General features: G+C 38.7%; 14 protein-coding genes and 1 riboswitch. Of the genes, 4 read left to right on the forward strand and 10 right to left on the reverse strand.

What is annotated here, in order from left to right; genetic code table 11:
* Positions 1-42: 42 nt before the first annotated feature.
* The 4 genes from ureC to O3670_RS07300 are packed head-to-tail and all read right to left on the reverse strand — an operon-like array spanning position 43 to position 2,942.
* Positions 43-1,761 carry an urease subunit alpha gene (gene ureC, locus O3670_RS07285; protein ID WP_049545718.1) on the reverse strand — a complete coding sequence of 573 codons (1,719 nt, stop codon included), beginning with the start codon at positions 1,759-1,761 and terminating at the stop codon, positions 43-45.
* Between the two features lie 15 nt (positions 1,762-1,776).
* Entirely contained in the window at positions 1,777-2,088 is a 312-nt protein-coding gene (locus O3670_RS07290; RefSeq protein ID WP_002886559.1) for an urease subunit beta, read from the reverse strand.
* A gap of 11 nt (positions 2,089-2,099) precedes the next feature.
* The gene (locus O3670_RS07295) at positions 2,100-2,402 is read right to left on the reverse strand and encodes an urease subunit gamma (protein WP_002886558.1); all 303 of its coding nucleotides are present in this window, start codon (positions 2,400-2,402) and stop codon (positions 2,100-2,102) included.
* Positions 2,403-2,426: 24 nt separating this feature from the next.
* Positions 2,427-2,942: an AmiS/UreI family transporter gene (locus O3670_RS07300; protein ID WP_002886548.1), complete on the reverse strand. Its 516-nt coding sequence runs from the start codon at positions 2,940-2,942 to the stop codon at positions 2,427-2,429.
* Between the two features lie 404 nt (positions 2,943-3,346).
* On the opposite strand from O3670_RS07300, the gene O3670_RS07305 reads away from it, so the two are divergent.
* Together O3670_RS07305 and O3670_RS07310 are read left to right on the forward strand one after the other, a co-directional pair.
* A complete protein-coding gene (locus O3670_RS07305) occupies positions 3,347-4,006 on the forward strand; it encodes an urease cluster protein (protein WP_229103932.1) in 660 nt (219 codons plus the stop codon).
* Positions 4,007-4,009: 3 nt separating this feature from the next.
* The gene (locus O3670_RS07310) at positions 4,010-4,741 is read left to right on the forward strand and encodes a DUF4153 domain-containing protein (protein ID WP_229103931.1); all 732 of its coding nucleotides are present in this window, start codon (positions 4,010-4,012) and stop codon (positions 4,739-4,741) included.
* Positions 4,742-4,791: 50 nt separating this feature from the next.
* Here O3670_RS07310 and O3670_RS07315 read toward each other — a convergent pair whose 3' ends face one another.
* The 6 genes from O3670_RS07315 to O3670_RS07340 form a co-directional block, all read right to left on the reverse strand.
* Positions 4,792-5,124, reverse strand: a complete 333-nt coding sequence (locus O3670_RS07315) for a DUF805 domain-containing protein (RefSeq protein ID WP_002886546.1) — start codon at positions 5,122-5,124, stop codon at positions 4,792-4,794.
* 112 nt (positions 5,125-5,236) lie between these two features.
* Positions 5,237-7,333 carry a peptide cleavage/export ABC transporter gene (locus O3670_RS07320; protein WP_371595934.1) on the reverse strand — a complete coding sequence of 699 codons (2,097 nt, stop codon included), beginning with the start codon at positions 7,331-7,333 and terminating at the stop codon, positions 5,237-5,239.
* A gap of 174 nt (positions 7,334-7,507) precedes the next feature.
* Positions 7,508-8,407: a helix-turn-helix transcriptional regulator gene (locus O3670_RS07325; protein WP_037600269.1), complete on the reverse strand. Its 900-nt coding sequence runs from the start codon at positions 8,405-8,407 to the stop codon at positions 7,508-7,510.
* A 178-nt stretch (positions 8,408-8,585) separates the two neighbouring features.
* On the reverse strand, positions 8,586-9,236 hold the full coding sequence (locus tag O3670_RS07330; protein ID WP_037598982.1) for a phosphatase PAP2 family protein: 651 nt from the start codon (positions 9,234-9,236) through the stop codon (positions 8,586-8,588).
* 2 nt (positions 9,237-9,238) lie between these two features.
* Positions 9,239-9,796, reverse strand: a complete 558-nt coding sequence (locus O3670_RS07335) for an ECF transporter S component (RefSeq protein WP_037598980.1) — start codon at positions 9,794-9,796, stop codon at positions 9,239-9,241.
* Positions 9,797-9,877: 81 nt separating this feature from the next.
* Positions 9,878-10,000, reverse strand: a riboswitch (FMN riboswitch).
* A 106-nt stretch (positions 10,001-10,106) separates the two neighbouring features.
* Positions 10,107-10,616 carry a tRNA (cytidine(34)-2'-O)-methyltransferase gene (locus O3670_RS07340; RefSeq protein WP_002886541.1) on the reverse strand — a complete coding sequence of 170 codons (510 nt, stop codon included), beginning with the start codon at positions 10,614-10,616 and terminating at the stop codon, positions 10,107-10,109.
* A gap of 277 nt (positions 10,617-10,893) precedes the next feature.
* On the opposite strand from O3670_RS07340, the gene trkA reads away from it, so the two are divergent.
* Complete coding sequence (gene trkA, locus O3670_RS07345; protein ID WP_037598979.1) at positions 10,894-12,243, forward strand: Trk system potassium transporter TrkA; 1,350 nt, start codon at positions 10,894-10,896, stop codon at positions 12,241-12,243.
* A 6-nt stretch (positions 12,244-12,249) separates the two neighbouring features.
* Positions 12,250-13,686: TrkH family potassium uptake protein (locus O3670_RS07350; protein ID WP_002886535.1), on the forward strand; the 1,437-nt coding region annotated here is incomplete at its 3' end.

Here is a 13,686-nt window from a genome sequence, read left to right on the forward strand (position 1 = left end):
GGTTGGAGGAAAAATTCCAGCCTCATGTATATAGCGTTTTCCTTAGAACAAGAAATAACGTTGAGACAATGATGTCGTATGGATTGGCTCACAAGTAACCAACTCATCATCAATAAAGACATCAAAGGTCTGTGGATCGATACGGATTGTTTTTGGAGCGTAGTCATTAAGCTTCATATCACGCTTAGTCAAGTTACGCGTATTCTTAACAGGAAGAACAATCTTATTCAAACCAATTTCTTCTTTGATACCGTGATCATAAGCATATTGAGAGACAAATGTAAGATTTGTTTGGTGAACCGCTTGACCGTAAGCACCATATAATTTACGCATGATACGTGGTTGAGGTGTTGGAAGACTTGAACCAGCGTCACCCATAACACCATAAGTTAACATACCACCCTTAAGCACCAACTTAGGTTTTGCACCAAATTGTGCTGGTTCCCAGATAACCAAATCTGCAAATTTACCAACTTCTACAGAACCGATATAGTCTGCAATACCATTGGTGATGGCAGGGTTAATTGTATATTTAGCCACGTAACGTTTAATACGGTTATTATCGTTAAACTCTGAATCCCCTTCAAGTGGACCACGCTGAGCCTTCATCTTATCAGCTAGTTGCCAACAACGCATTGCTACTTCACCGACACGTCCCATTGCCATGGCATCTGAAGTCATGATACTAAGGGCTCCCATATCGTGAAGAACATCTTCTGCAGCCACAGTTTGTTTACGAACACGTGATTCGGCAAAAGATACGTCTTCTGGGATTTTTGGATCCAAGTGGTGACAAACCATAACCATATCTAACAACTCACCAATAGCATTTGTAGTATATGGGTTAGTTGGGTTAGTTGATGATGGCAAAATATTTTCCTTACCTGCAAAAACCATAATATCTGGAGCGTGCCCACCACCAGAACCTTCAGTATGGAAGGTATGAACGGTACGACCTTGGAAAGATTCCAAAGTATTTTCCATAAATCCACCCTCATTCAAAGAGTCGGTGTGGACCGCAAAAGAAACATCGTATTTATCCGCAACTTTAAGGGAATTATCAATTCCTGCGTAAGTCGCACCCCAGTCCTCGTGTGTCTTAATTCCTGCTGCACCAGCTTTAATTTGCTCTTCAACCACTTCAGTCTCAGAACCAACACCTTTGGCAAGGAAACCAAAGTTAGCAGGCATATCATCAACAGCTTGCAACATACGAGTAATATGGAATTTACCTGGTGTACATGTTGTTGCATTACTACCGTCAGCGGGACCAGTACCACCACCAAAGAGGGTCGTAATTCCATTATCCAAACCAAATTCAGGAAGGTCAGCAGAAATATAATGTACGTGGAGGTCAATACCACCAGCAGTCACAATCAAACCTTCTGCAGCAATGGCTTCTGTACTAGCACCCACAACAAAGTCCACATTGTCCATTGTATCTGGGTTACCACCGCGACCAATAGCAACAATCTTACCATCACGAATACCGATATCTGCTTTAATAATACCTGTATAGTCAATAATGGTTGCACCTGTAATAATGGTATCAACAACTGATGGATTGTCACGTGTTTCCGTAGCACTAACACCCATACCATCACGCAAAACTTTACCGCCACCGAACTTAGATTCCTGTCCATAAACAGTAAAGTCTTTTTCAATGGCTGCAAAAAGATTGGTATCTCCAAGACGTACGCTATCCCCTACAGTTGGTCCATAGTGTTGAGCATACTCTTCACGATCCATTTTAAAACTCATCGATTTGTCCTCTTTCTAGTCTAAGAAACCATTGACCTTGTTATTGAAACCAAAAATACGACGTTTCCCTCCAAAGTCAATAAGTTGTACTGTTTTCGTTTCACCTGGCTCAAAACGAATGGCTGTACCTGCTGGAATATCTAGACGTTTGCCTCGCGCCTTTTCACGATCAAATTGAAGACCAGCTTCGTTTGCTTCATAAAAATGGTAGTGAGAACCCACTTGAGCAGCACGGTCACCCACATTTTTCACTTCAAGACTAATGGCTTCGTAACCACCGTTATAATCAATTGGCTCACTCGCCACATGGTATTCACCTGGAATCATTACACTTCTCCTTACTGAATAGGATCATGAACAGTAACCAGTTTTGTACTGTCCGTAAAAGTAGCTTCAACTTGAATCATTGGAATCATTTCTGCAATACCTTCCATAACATCTTCACGTGTTAAGAGATTGCGAGCTTCATCCATCAGTTGGGCAACAGTTTTACCTTCTCTTGCACCTTCAAGCACATAGTCAGTGATTAAAGCAACTGCTTCTGGATGATTCAATTTGATTCCTTTGTCTTTACGTCGTTGAGCAATCATAGCCGCAAGGCTAATCATCATTTTTTCCTGCTCGCGCATTGTCAATTGCATCGTTTTTCCTCCTTAAATCAATGCTTACCACTTGCCCCAAAGCATCAAAAGCCCTGGAATCCAAGCTGTTACAATTCCTTCAAAAATAGCTAGGTAAGGGACAAATTTTCCTAGATTCTTCTTAAGATTAATTTCAATAAAGGCAGTTAGCCATAGGATACCCCACAAGAACCAAATAATACCATACCAAGCATTACCACCGTATCCAGATGTTAAGCAAAGAATCCCTGCTGGTAGCGTATTAATTGCCACAAATAAGCTAAACCACCCATACAAACGTTGATCAAAATCGAAAATCGTATTGATCGCTGAGTAAAGGTAGGTGAAGGCAAATAAAAGACCAGTGGCGCTACCATAAAACCATTCAGCGCCTTGCCCCGTACAAGCTCCGTAAGCAATGACAATAATGTTGAGAATCAAACCCAAACCACCCGTAAAGATATTCATGACAACATTGGATTTATCAGGAATCCCCTCTAAACGATGGAGTCCATTACTCATCAAAACCATACCAACATAGAGTAGGATGACACCTAACATAAGAACCTCCTAAGTTTTTTTATGTTATTATCATACTACTTTGAAAACACATGTCAACGAATTTTCAGAAATTTTGCAACATTTAGATGGTAGTCAATCTAACATATAGTGTTAAAAAATGACATCACCTTTAGTGATCCTCGATAGAAGTCCTTTGCTCAATCCCAGATAAACAAACAGTTAATCTCTAAAAAACTATCTTTAGCATTTGACAGTTTCTAACAATATAGCCCGTACAATCTATCATTCAATGTGAGCATAATATTTTTTACTCACCTATTTTTCCAACTCATTCTTCAGACCTAAGTCCATAGACCTATTTTTAGTAATTTTACAGTTGGGTGACAAAATCGAACATTTTTTATGATAAAGTCTTTTTTGGACTAACATCCAAAAGGAGAATTATGATGGAAACAAATAACTATACTACTAATTTACAGCTAGTCTCCCAGGAATATTCCGACGAAAAGACTAGTCTTCAAACCAAAACCAAGAAACTCTTGGAATATTTTTCACCAAAAGACATTTGGAAAATTAAGGGACTGATTGTCGCCTGTCTCGTGGCCTGCTTCCTATATGTCACTTACTTGACCCATTTTTCCTTTGCCTTTCCAGCAACCCTTGTCTTGATAAGTACGATTGAACTGGGCTGTCGTCTATTAGGTGGAAAAGCAAAGGGAATGCGACTTGAATCGGCAATATTTATGGGCACTAGCCTACTACAAGGTTTACAAATTAGTCTTTGGGGTCTGCACGACAACTGGGGGAGCGCTCAAATTCTTTGCCTTCATGCGAGTATCCTCCTTTACTTAATGGCACGTACTGGACAAAGTAGTCAAGACCGTTTGGGAATTATGGTTTGGCTAGACCTCATATACACTAGCTGCATCTTCCCACTGAAATATTTCTTTATCGGAGCCTGGACACTACTCTATAAAACAGCACCTAAACAAGAGCTCTCTGAAGAAGAAAAACACGCAGTTCAGAACCACAAATGGATGATTCTCATTAGTATCGTGATTGCCTTGCTACTGACTGTATTCGCTGCTAGTCAGCTTAGTTAGGTCTTGCCTGCTTTCGGACAACTTTGGCAACAGTTCTTCCAGACACTTGCTTCTCTACTTGATTTCACTATCTCCTTCAAGGATAACGGATTATTGTTCTCTCGTTTAATAACCAGTATCCCTCTGGCTCTAGGACTTTTTGCTCAACTCGTTGCAACCTATTTGGCAAAAGAAAAGCCACTTAGTCGAAAACGATTTGAAGGCCGTCTTAAAACAACCCGTCAGTTTCCAAAAGTAGCAGCTTATATCGTACTCGGAAGCCTCTGCCTTACTTATGCCCTATTCATATTAACTGCCACTAGTCAAATGGGAGAACTCCTTTCTCTCAACCAAGTCAACATTCCAGCTCATCAAGCCTCACATATTGCTGTTCAGGGCTTCTGGCAATTGGTTCGAGTCTCTACCCTTAACTTGGGAATCCTAGCTGGACTTTACATTTTTTCTAAAGAAAACTTCTTCACCCACAAGGGGCTTCGTTTGTTGAGTACCCTACTCTTTACTTTCGCTAGCCTCTTTGCCCTTATCGCCGGCTGGAAACTCTTTGGCGTTTATATCGCACTCTATGGTGTAACGCCACGCCGCTTACTATCAGGTTGGTTTGTCACAGTACTCTTTATTTGGTGTGTCCTAACACTTATTAGACTTTATAAGCCTATCCAGGCAACCCGTCTCGCTGTATTTTATGCAACTATCAGCTTCACCTTGATTAGCCTCTTAGGTAGCTTTATTTTATAAGAAAAAAGAGTGGAACTAGATTAACTAGTTTCACCCTTTTTATATTGGAGTTATTTTGAATCTCTTGTAGGAAAGGCATACATCACCCAAAGTACTACTAGTAGTGGTGTCGCTTTTAATACAATCCAAGCAACATTGAAATTGGCATCACGTAGACGACGAATCTGCATAGAAATGGTAGGAAGCGCCGTTGCTGCTATAAATAGAATGAAAGCTGTCAATGTAAAGCCAGCAGCTCTTGTTTCCCCAAGTAAGTCCATCAGTAGGAAAATCAAACTACCGATAATTCCATTAATCAAGACAACCCACCAATAGTCTGATCGTTTTGTACGACCATAAAAATCGAGATAGCCTAACCAAAAATTTTTATATGCCTCTAACATGTTTACACCTCTTAATAGTATGCTACCAGTATACTATATTAATAAGATAGGTGCAAGATGTGAAAATTTAGACTTCTTAAGTTTTCTACATATATAATAGGAAGATTCTTTTTTAAATAAACTGGAATGGATTGAAATTAGCACTGTCTGACTCAATCTGGCCACTCACCATGGTCACTACACGACTGACATGTTGACGTACACTATTGCGATGAGCAATAAAAATCATTGTTCGTTTAATCTTAGCAAGATTAGCCATGACCCTGCTTTCAGTATCACTATCGAGACCACTAGTAGCTTCGTCAAAAATCAAGATAGGTTGTTTGGACAATAGAGCCCTTGCTATAGCTAATCTTTGTTTTTGACCGCCAGACAAACCACCGTCTTCAGATACTTGGGTCTGAAAGCCTAGTGGCATTTTTTGAATATCCTCTAAGATATCAGCTTGTTGGCAAACTTTAATAAGCTTTTTCTCGTCAACTTCTCCTTCAAATCCTAATAGCAGATTTTCTAAAATGGTTCCCGTAAACACATAGGTCTGCTGGGGAACGTAAGTCACCATTTGACGCAACTCCGCATGGCTAATAGCATCTTTATCTAGGGTTACATGACCACTAGATTTCGTATAATAACCTGACAACATTTTAGCTAAGGTCGTTTTTCCAGAACCACTCTGACCCATGAGGGCGATTTTCTCACCCTTATGAATCGTTAAATCAATCTTACTAAGAGTCTCTTGCTGATAACTAAAACGGTGACTAACTCCTTTAAAAGCAAGTTGTTTAAAAGATAACTCTTTAAGTTTTCCTTTTTCTTCCTTGTCCACAACATATACTTCTTGAAGACGATTATTGGCGACTTTGGCTTGCTGAATTTTAGATTGGAGATTGATGATATTAATTAAAGGAGTTGTAAAATAATTCAACAACATATTATAGGTAATCAACTGACCTGCAGATAGTTGCCCTTCCATAACCAATTGTGCCCCATACCAGAGGATAAAGACATTAGAAACTAACTGAACCCCTGTCTTTAACCCATCCTGCGTTAATTGCCACTTGGCCTTAGACAAGGACTTCTTCAAATAGTCATGGAATTTCACCTCAATTTCCCGATAACGTCTATCCTCAACTCTCAAGGATTTTAAGGTTTCAATACCTCGCAAATCATCAATAACAGCGGTATTGACCTGACTATTTGCCTCCATCAATTGATAATTTTCCTTTTCAAAAAGCTTATAGAATACCACAATGATTAAAACATAAAGAGGAACTACCGTGAGAGTCATCACAAAAAGTGACTGATTTTGTACAATAAGAGCCACAGCTAGAGTCATCACAATGGTCACATCTAGGAAAATCGATAAAATCGTTGAAGCTAGAGCTTCGATAATAGTGTTAGCATCTCCAAAACGTGACGTGATTTCACCAGTACGACGTGAACTAAAGAAACTAATAGGCAAGGAAAGGACATGCTTGATATAAGGAAGAATGACAGCAATGGACAGGTAATTACCCAATCGATGTAGAAGATAATCTTTGAAAAAAGTAAAAACTTGTTGAGCAAGATAAGAGATGCATAAGCCTAGCGAAATCATGGTCAGAAGATTATAGGCCCCCTGAGGAATCAAACGGTCGATAATAGCTTGCAAATAATAAGAACCAATAATATTAACAAGGGTCACTAGAAAACTTAATAAGACAATAACTGCAATCAAACCCTTACGACGAAACAAAATTGGTAAAAATGAAAGAAGTCCAGGTACATCTTCTTTGTATTTAGTGTAGGTTTCTCCTGGAACAAAAAAGAGAGTAACTCCCGTCCACTCTTTGGCAAATTCCTCTAAGGGCATTTTAATGACCTTCTTGCTAGGATCTGGATCACCAATAACAAGCTGCCCCTTGATTTGACCAAACACCGTATAATAATGTTGCAGCCCACCTTCTTTAACCACATGTACAATAAAAGGATAAGATAGGTTTTCTTGTTTAAACAAGTCTAAATCCGCACGAATAGCCTGAGTTTCAAGACCCAACTGCTTGGCCGCTTCCACCAAACCAAGCGCAGAAGTACCTTCACGAGAAGTCTGAGCCAACTCTCGCAAATAAGCTAAACTATAAGATGAACCATAGTGTTTAAGAATCATAGCCAAGGTAGCGACACCACAATCACGCTGATCAACCTGTGAAATATATGGATATTTTGACATGGTGACTCCTTATTAAAGACAACCTGCAAAATAAGGCAAGATAGTAATAAGTAGTGAGAATAGTGTAAATAATTTTAGTTTTTTCAAAATAAAACTCCTTTTAACTGTTATTTATGTTTCTATAGTAAACATTTAACCATTAAAAAAGTAGTGACATTTATGTCACCACCATTTCTATAAACCATCTGCCGCTTTACCTGCCTTTATACTTTCTTCTAGCACCGAGTCTTCTAAAACGGAAGCAAACATTATGGCCTTATCGTAATTTTCTGCAGCCTCTTTCTTGTTTCCTTTATGCAGAAGTTCATATTTGGCTTTGAGAACAAAAACATTAGGTTTATAGCTATAGAATTGTGATTTTTCTATAACAGCTAAGGCTTTATCCACAACTGTTAAGAAGTCTGAGAAGGAATTGTGAAAAATCTTCAAAGCAGCGATAGCCATCAAATCGTTAAATAAAACAATATTATAGACATCATCTGTCCAAATTTCCTGATTTAATACTCTCTTTACGATTCTTTCAAAAAGTTTTTTATCATACTGCTTTCTTCCATAAAGATGGAAGAAATAATAGTCAATAACTAATAAATCGTTAGTTGAGAATTTCTTCTTCCTTTTGACTTGTTCAAACAAGTCTTCATATATTTCCTCAACTTTAGGACTCTCTTCCCAACTAGTAAAACTCAAAATATTTTCCAAAATATCTAGAGTTAACAATTCTTCTTCTGGGAGAAGTTCAAAGAATTTCTCATAGACCTCCTCAATTAAGGCAAGTTTAGCCTTTATTCTTTCTGGATTTCTATACGTTGGAAACTTAATCAGACGATTCTTCATCTCGTAGTATTCGTCAGGGATAGTAATATTATCATGATCCAATAAATCGGTCATATTTTTTCCTAGACGTTTTGCAATATAAGATAATTTATCCAAAGACGGGAGCGACTCCCCTTTTTCAATGCGAATTAACTGACGAACAGTCAATTCCGCACCATCTAAACATAGCACTTCACGTGACATCTGCTGGCGTTCACGCTCAGTTTTGATTCTTAGTCCAATGCTGTCTTTTATGTTCAAGAGACACTCCTTTATTTCGAAATTTTAAAAACATTATATCATAATTATAATATAATTAATATACAGTTAATGCATTTTTAACAGAACAATAGTCAAAATAAGCTATTTTTATACATTTTATATAGGAAAGACCTTCCTTTGTATCAAAAAAACATGCAGTTCAAAACTACATGTTTTTTTATTTCTGTTTACTTTGGAATCGCCATTCAAAGCGAATACGATCATAAGTTGGATAAATCGCATTAAGCAACCCAAAGGCTAAGGTAAAGCCAGCTAAAACATCTGTTGGATAATGAACACCTACATAAATACGCGAAAGTCCAACAAGGAAAATCAGAAGCCCAGTAATAGCATAAACTACTATTTTAGATTCTTTTTTCTCCAAACGCTGAGCAAGGACAATGGCAATTGCTCCAAGAATCATAAAAGTTCCCAAAGAATGACCACTAGGGAAAGAATAACCACTAGCATGCACTAAATGCGTAATTGATGGACGCTGACGCTGATAAATATACTTCAAACTTACAATCAAGATACTAGCGAGAAGCCCACTAGCTCCCACAAAGATAGCTTCTGATTTATACTGACGTAGATAAAGCCAGATGACTGCTACGATTGCAATAATAGCCTGTACAGGCGTATTCCCAAGCATGGTAATAGTTTTAAAAAAGCGTGTCAATCCTGCTGGTAATCCTCCTCGAACCCAAGTTTGAATGTTGCTATCAAATCCTGTCAAGGCTTCAGGATAGAACTTAACCATATAACCGAGAGCAACAAATAACAATAAGGCAAAAGAAGCATAAGTATAATGTGTGTGTTTGTGTTTCATATTTATAATTTTACTAGAATAGACTTAAGTGGAGCATAAATCAAAGCAAAGGCTAGCGCAAAAATCAAACCTTCAAGTAAATTGAAAGGTACTACCATAGCGAAAAGGTATTTATAGAGACCTATAAATTGCGCAATATCAAAGTTGGCAAATTTAGCATAGAGTGGTACTGCATAAATATAGTTAAGAATAACCATAACAACTGTAAGCAAGACAGTTCCTACAACAGAACCAAGAATATAATTCTTGCTTGTTTGATTTTTCTTCCAAAAATAGCTTAGGCCCCAAACAAAGACGCCTAGAGCAACAAAATTCATAGGAAGTCCAATCATTGATCCTGGTCCACCATTGTTTAGCAAGAGCTTCAACAATGAACGAAGTAAGAGAACACCAATGGCACTCTTAAAATCAAAGATAACCAAGGCAATAAGAACAGGAAGGATTGAAAAATCAACCTTCAAAAAATCTGCTGCTGGAATCAATGGAAATGAAAAATAAAGCAACAAGAATGAAACTGCGGATAAAATGGCAATGTAAGCCAATTTACGTGTGTTTGTCATAAAAAAATTCCTCCAAATTTTAACAATTTGAAAGAAGTTCCCAATGGATTTGCCCATGCCAAAAAAAGCCTACGCAAAAAGACTGGTCTTCTTCCATCCAGACTATACTGTCGGTTGAGGAATCACACCTCATCAGCTTGCGCTCGCGGACTTATCCAAAGAATCACCGCCGGTCGGGAGTTTCACCCTGCCCTGAAGACCTTTTAAGGATAACATAAAAAAACCTTGGTGACAAGGTTTTCAAATTATGGATTTCTAATCTGTTGATAGTCAATGACTATAATTATTCTTTTAAGACAAAATAAAGTATCTATTTTAACTTATCATGCTGATAACGGTGACTCAGCTCTAGCCCCTCAAATTGTTGCTGACGAAGCGCTTCGTAAACAATCATACAAACAGTATTGGACACATTTAGACTACGCACATGTTCATCATTCATCGGAATACGAATAGCTTTTTCAGGATGCTCACGCATAAAATCTTCAGGTAGGCCTGTATCCTCACGACCAAACATAAAATAGTGGTCCTCACCATCGGCATAGGCCTCTTCTGAATAAGTCTTATCCGCAAATTTCGTGACTAAATGCAAACGCCCCTCTCGATTTTTAGACATGAAATCTGCCAAATTGTCATAATAAGTGATGTCAAGCTTATCCCAGTAGTCTAAACCTGCACGTTTCATTTTCTTGTCATCAATTGGAAAGCCCATAGGACGGATGATATGAAGAGGGCTATTAGTCGCTGCACAGGTACGTGCAATATTTCCGGTGTTTTGTGGAATACGAGGTTCAAACAAGACAATATGATTACGTGACATCTCAATTCTCCTAGACATAAAAAATACCATGTCGCCCGGAGTCAAGCTCAGCAGACGACATGGTTGTGGACGTTCATTAGCTTAAATCATGACAGGTTAGATTTAAAATAACGAATCTTTGAATATATTTTAGCACTTCTGGTCTAAAAGTCAAGACAATTTAAAGAAAAATTTCACCTTTATTTACTTAAATAGGAATAGTTGATAAAGCTAGCTGAAAAGGATGATTTTTCCGCTAAAATAGAGTATCATAGTAATGATTATTTGGAGGTAACTCATGCGTATTATTGTCGTAGGTGCCGGTAAAGTCGGTACCGCACTCTGTCGTTCTCTTGTTGAAGAGAAGCACGATGTTATTTTAATTGAAGAAAAGGAAGAGGTCCTCAAACGCCTCAGCAAACGCTATGATGTTATGGGCTTTGCTGGAAATGGAGCTAATTTTAAAATTTTGGAACAAGCCGAAGTTAGCAACTGTGACGTCTTTATCGCGATGACTGATAAAGATGAAGTGAACATGATTTCAGCAGTTCTGGCTAAACAAATGGGTGCCAAAGAAACTGTTGTTCGCGTACGTAACCCAGAATACTCTAATGCTTATTTCAAAGACAAGAACTTTCTTGGATTCTCATTAGTAGTTAACCCTGAACTTTTAACAGCTCGCTATATTGCCAATACAGTTGAATTTCCAAACGCCCTATCAGTTGAAACTTTTGCTAATGGACGCGTTATTCTTATGGCATTTAAAGTTACTGAAAATAGCCAATTATCTGGTATGACAATGGAACAATTCCGTAGGAAATTCGGCAATATTCTAGTTTGTACGATTCACCGTCAGGGTGAACTCATCATTCCAGATGGAAATGCTACCATGCAAATTGGGGATAAGATTTATGTCACTGGTAAACGTGTTGATATGGCACTTTTCCACAGTTACATCAAGCCAAAAAGCATCAAAAAACTTTTGTTGATTGGTGCTGGGCGCATCTCCTACTACTTGCTCAATATCTTGAAAAACAATCGTATTAAGGTCAAATTGATTGAGCAAAAAATGGACCGTGCGCAAACCTTTAGTCAGGTCTTCCCTGAAGTTTCTGTTATCTTAGGTGACGGTACTGCTAAAGACCTTCTTCTCGAGGAAAGTGCAGCCAGTTATGATGCCGTAGCTACCCTAACCGGAGTAGATGAGGAAAATATCATTACCTCTATGTTCCTCGAAAGCCTTGGTATTCACAAGAATATTACTAAGGTTAACCGTACTAGTCTCTTAGAGATTATCGATCCACGTGAGACAACAACAATTGTCACTCCTAAGAGTATCGCTGTTGACACTGTAATGCACTTTGTACGTGGGCGTTTTAATGCCAAAGACTCTAGTCTTGATGCCCTTCACCATGTGGCTAATGGTCGTATCGAAACCTTGCAATTCCAAATTAAGGAAAATAACAAAATCGCCGGAAAGAAACTTTCTGAGCTTGAATTTGCTAACGGTGTCCTTATCGCTGCTATTATCCGCAATGGAAAATCTATTTTCCCAACGGGAGAAGACAGACTCGCTATTGGGGATAAAATCGTGGTCGTTACACTCTTACAAAATGTAACTCACATTTACGACTTGTTGAAGAGGTAAGTTGCCATGAATCGATCTATTGTCCGTTTTCTTATTGCCAAGCTCCTACTGATTGAGGCTGCTCTCTTGGTTGTACCACTTATCGTCGCTCTTATTTATCAAGAAGATGCTAAAGTATTTGCCAGCATCTTGGGTACGATGGGGATTCTCCTCTTTCTCGGGATGCTTGGTACTCTCTTTAAACCAAAGAACTACCATATTTACACCAAAGAAGGAATGCTTATTGTAGCCCTCTGTTGGGTGCTCTGGTCCTTCTTTGGAGGATTGCCCTTCGTCTTTGCTGGTCAGATCCCAAGTGTCATTGATGCCTTTTTCGAGATGAGCTCTGGTTTCACAACCTCGGGGGCTACTATTCTCACAGATACTGGAGTACTTACCCACTCCCTACTTTTCTGGCGAAGCTTCGCCCACTTGATTGGAGGGATGGGGGTATTGGTCTTTGCCCTAGCCATCATGAACAACAGTAAAAATGGTCACCATGAGGTTATGCGTGCAGAGGTGCCTGGTCCAGTATTTGGTAAAGTCGTTGCCAAGCTCAAAAATACAGCTCAGATTCTTTACATCATCTATCTGACTATGTTTGTTATTTTTGCTGTTATTCTCTGGCTTTGCGGTATGCCAATCTTTGATAGTATCATCACTGCTATGGGGGGCGCAGGTACTGGGGGATTTGCTGTCTATAATGACTCTATCGCCCACTACCACAGTGATCTGATTACCTATGTGGTTACTGTTGGTACCCTACTCTTTGGGGTTAACTTCAACCTTTATTTCTATATCCTCCTTCGCAAAATCAAGTTTTTCTTCCAAGATGAAGAACTACGTACCTACTTTGCGATTGTGGCTATTTCAACAGGTTTGATTTTCCTCAATATTTTTGGGATTTACCACAATTTGGCTGACTCTTTCAAATACTCATTTTTCGAAGTGTCAACTATCATCACAACAACTGGTTTTGGTCTAACGGATATTACCAAATGGCCACTCTTTTCTCAGTATATCCTACTCCTCCTGATGTTTATCGGGGGATCAGCAGGTTCTACTGCCGGTGGTTTCAAGATTATCCGTGCTATGATTATTGCTAAGATTGCACGAAATCAGACCCTGGCTAGTCTCTATCCTAATCGTATCCTGTCACTTCATATCAATGGAAGTGTTCTCGATAAAGAAACTCAACACAGTGTTCTTAAATATTTAGCTGTATATGTACTCATTATACTAAGTTTAGTCACTGTTTTATCACTGGATAATCAAGACCTCTTGATTGTGACAAGCGCTGCTGCTTCAACCTTTAACAATATTGGACCTTTACTTGGAACGAGTGATAGCTTTGCTATTTTCAGTCCTTTGTCTAAGCTTATCATGGGATTTGCTATGATTGCAGGACGTTTGGAAATTTATCCTTTACTACTCCTCTTCCTGCCAAAAACTTGGTCAAAAACT

It is taken from the genome of Streptococcus sp. 27098_8_74 (assembly GCF_041431705.1).
In the GTDB taxonomy this organism is placed as follows: Bacteria; Bacillota; Bacilli; order Lactobacillales; family Streptococcaceae; genus Streptococcus; species Streptococcus salivarius_E.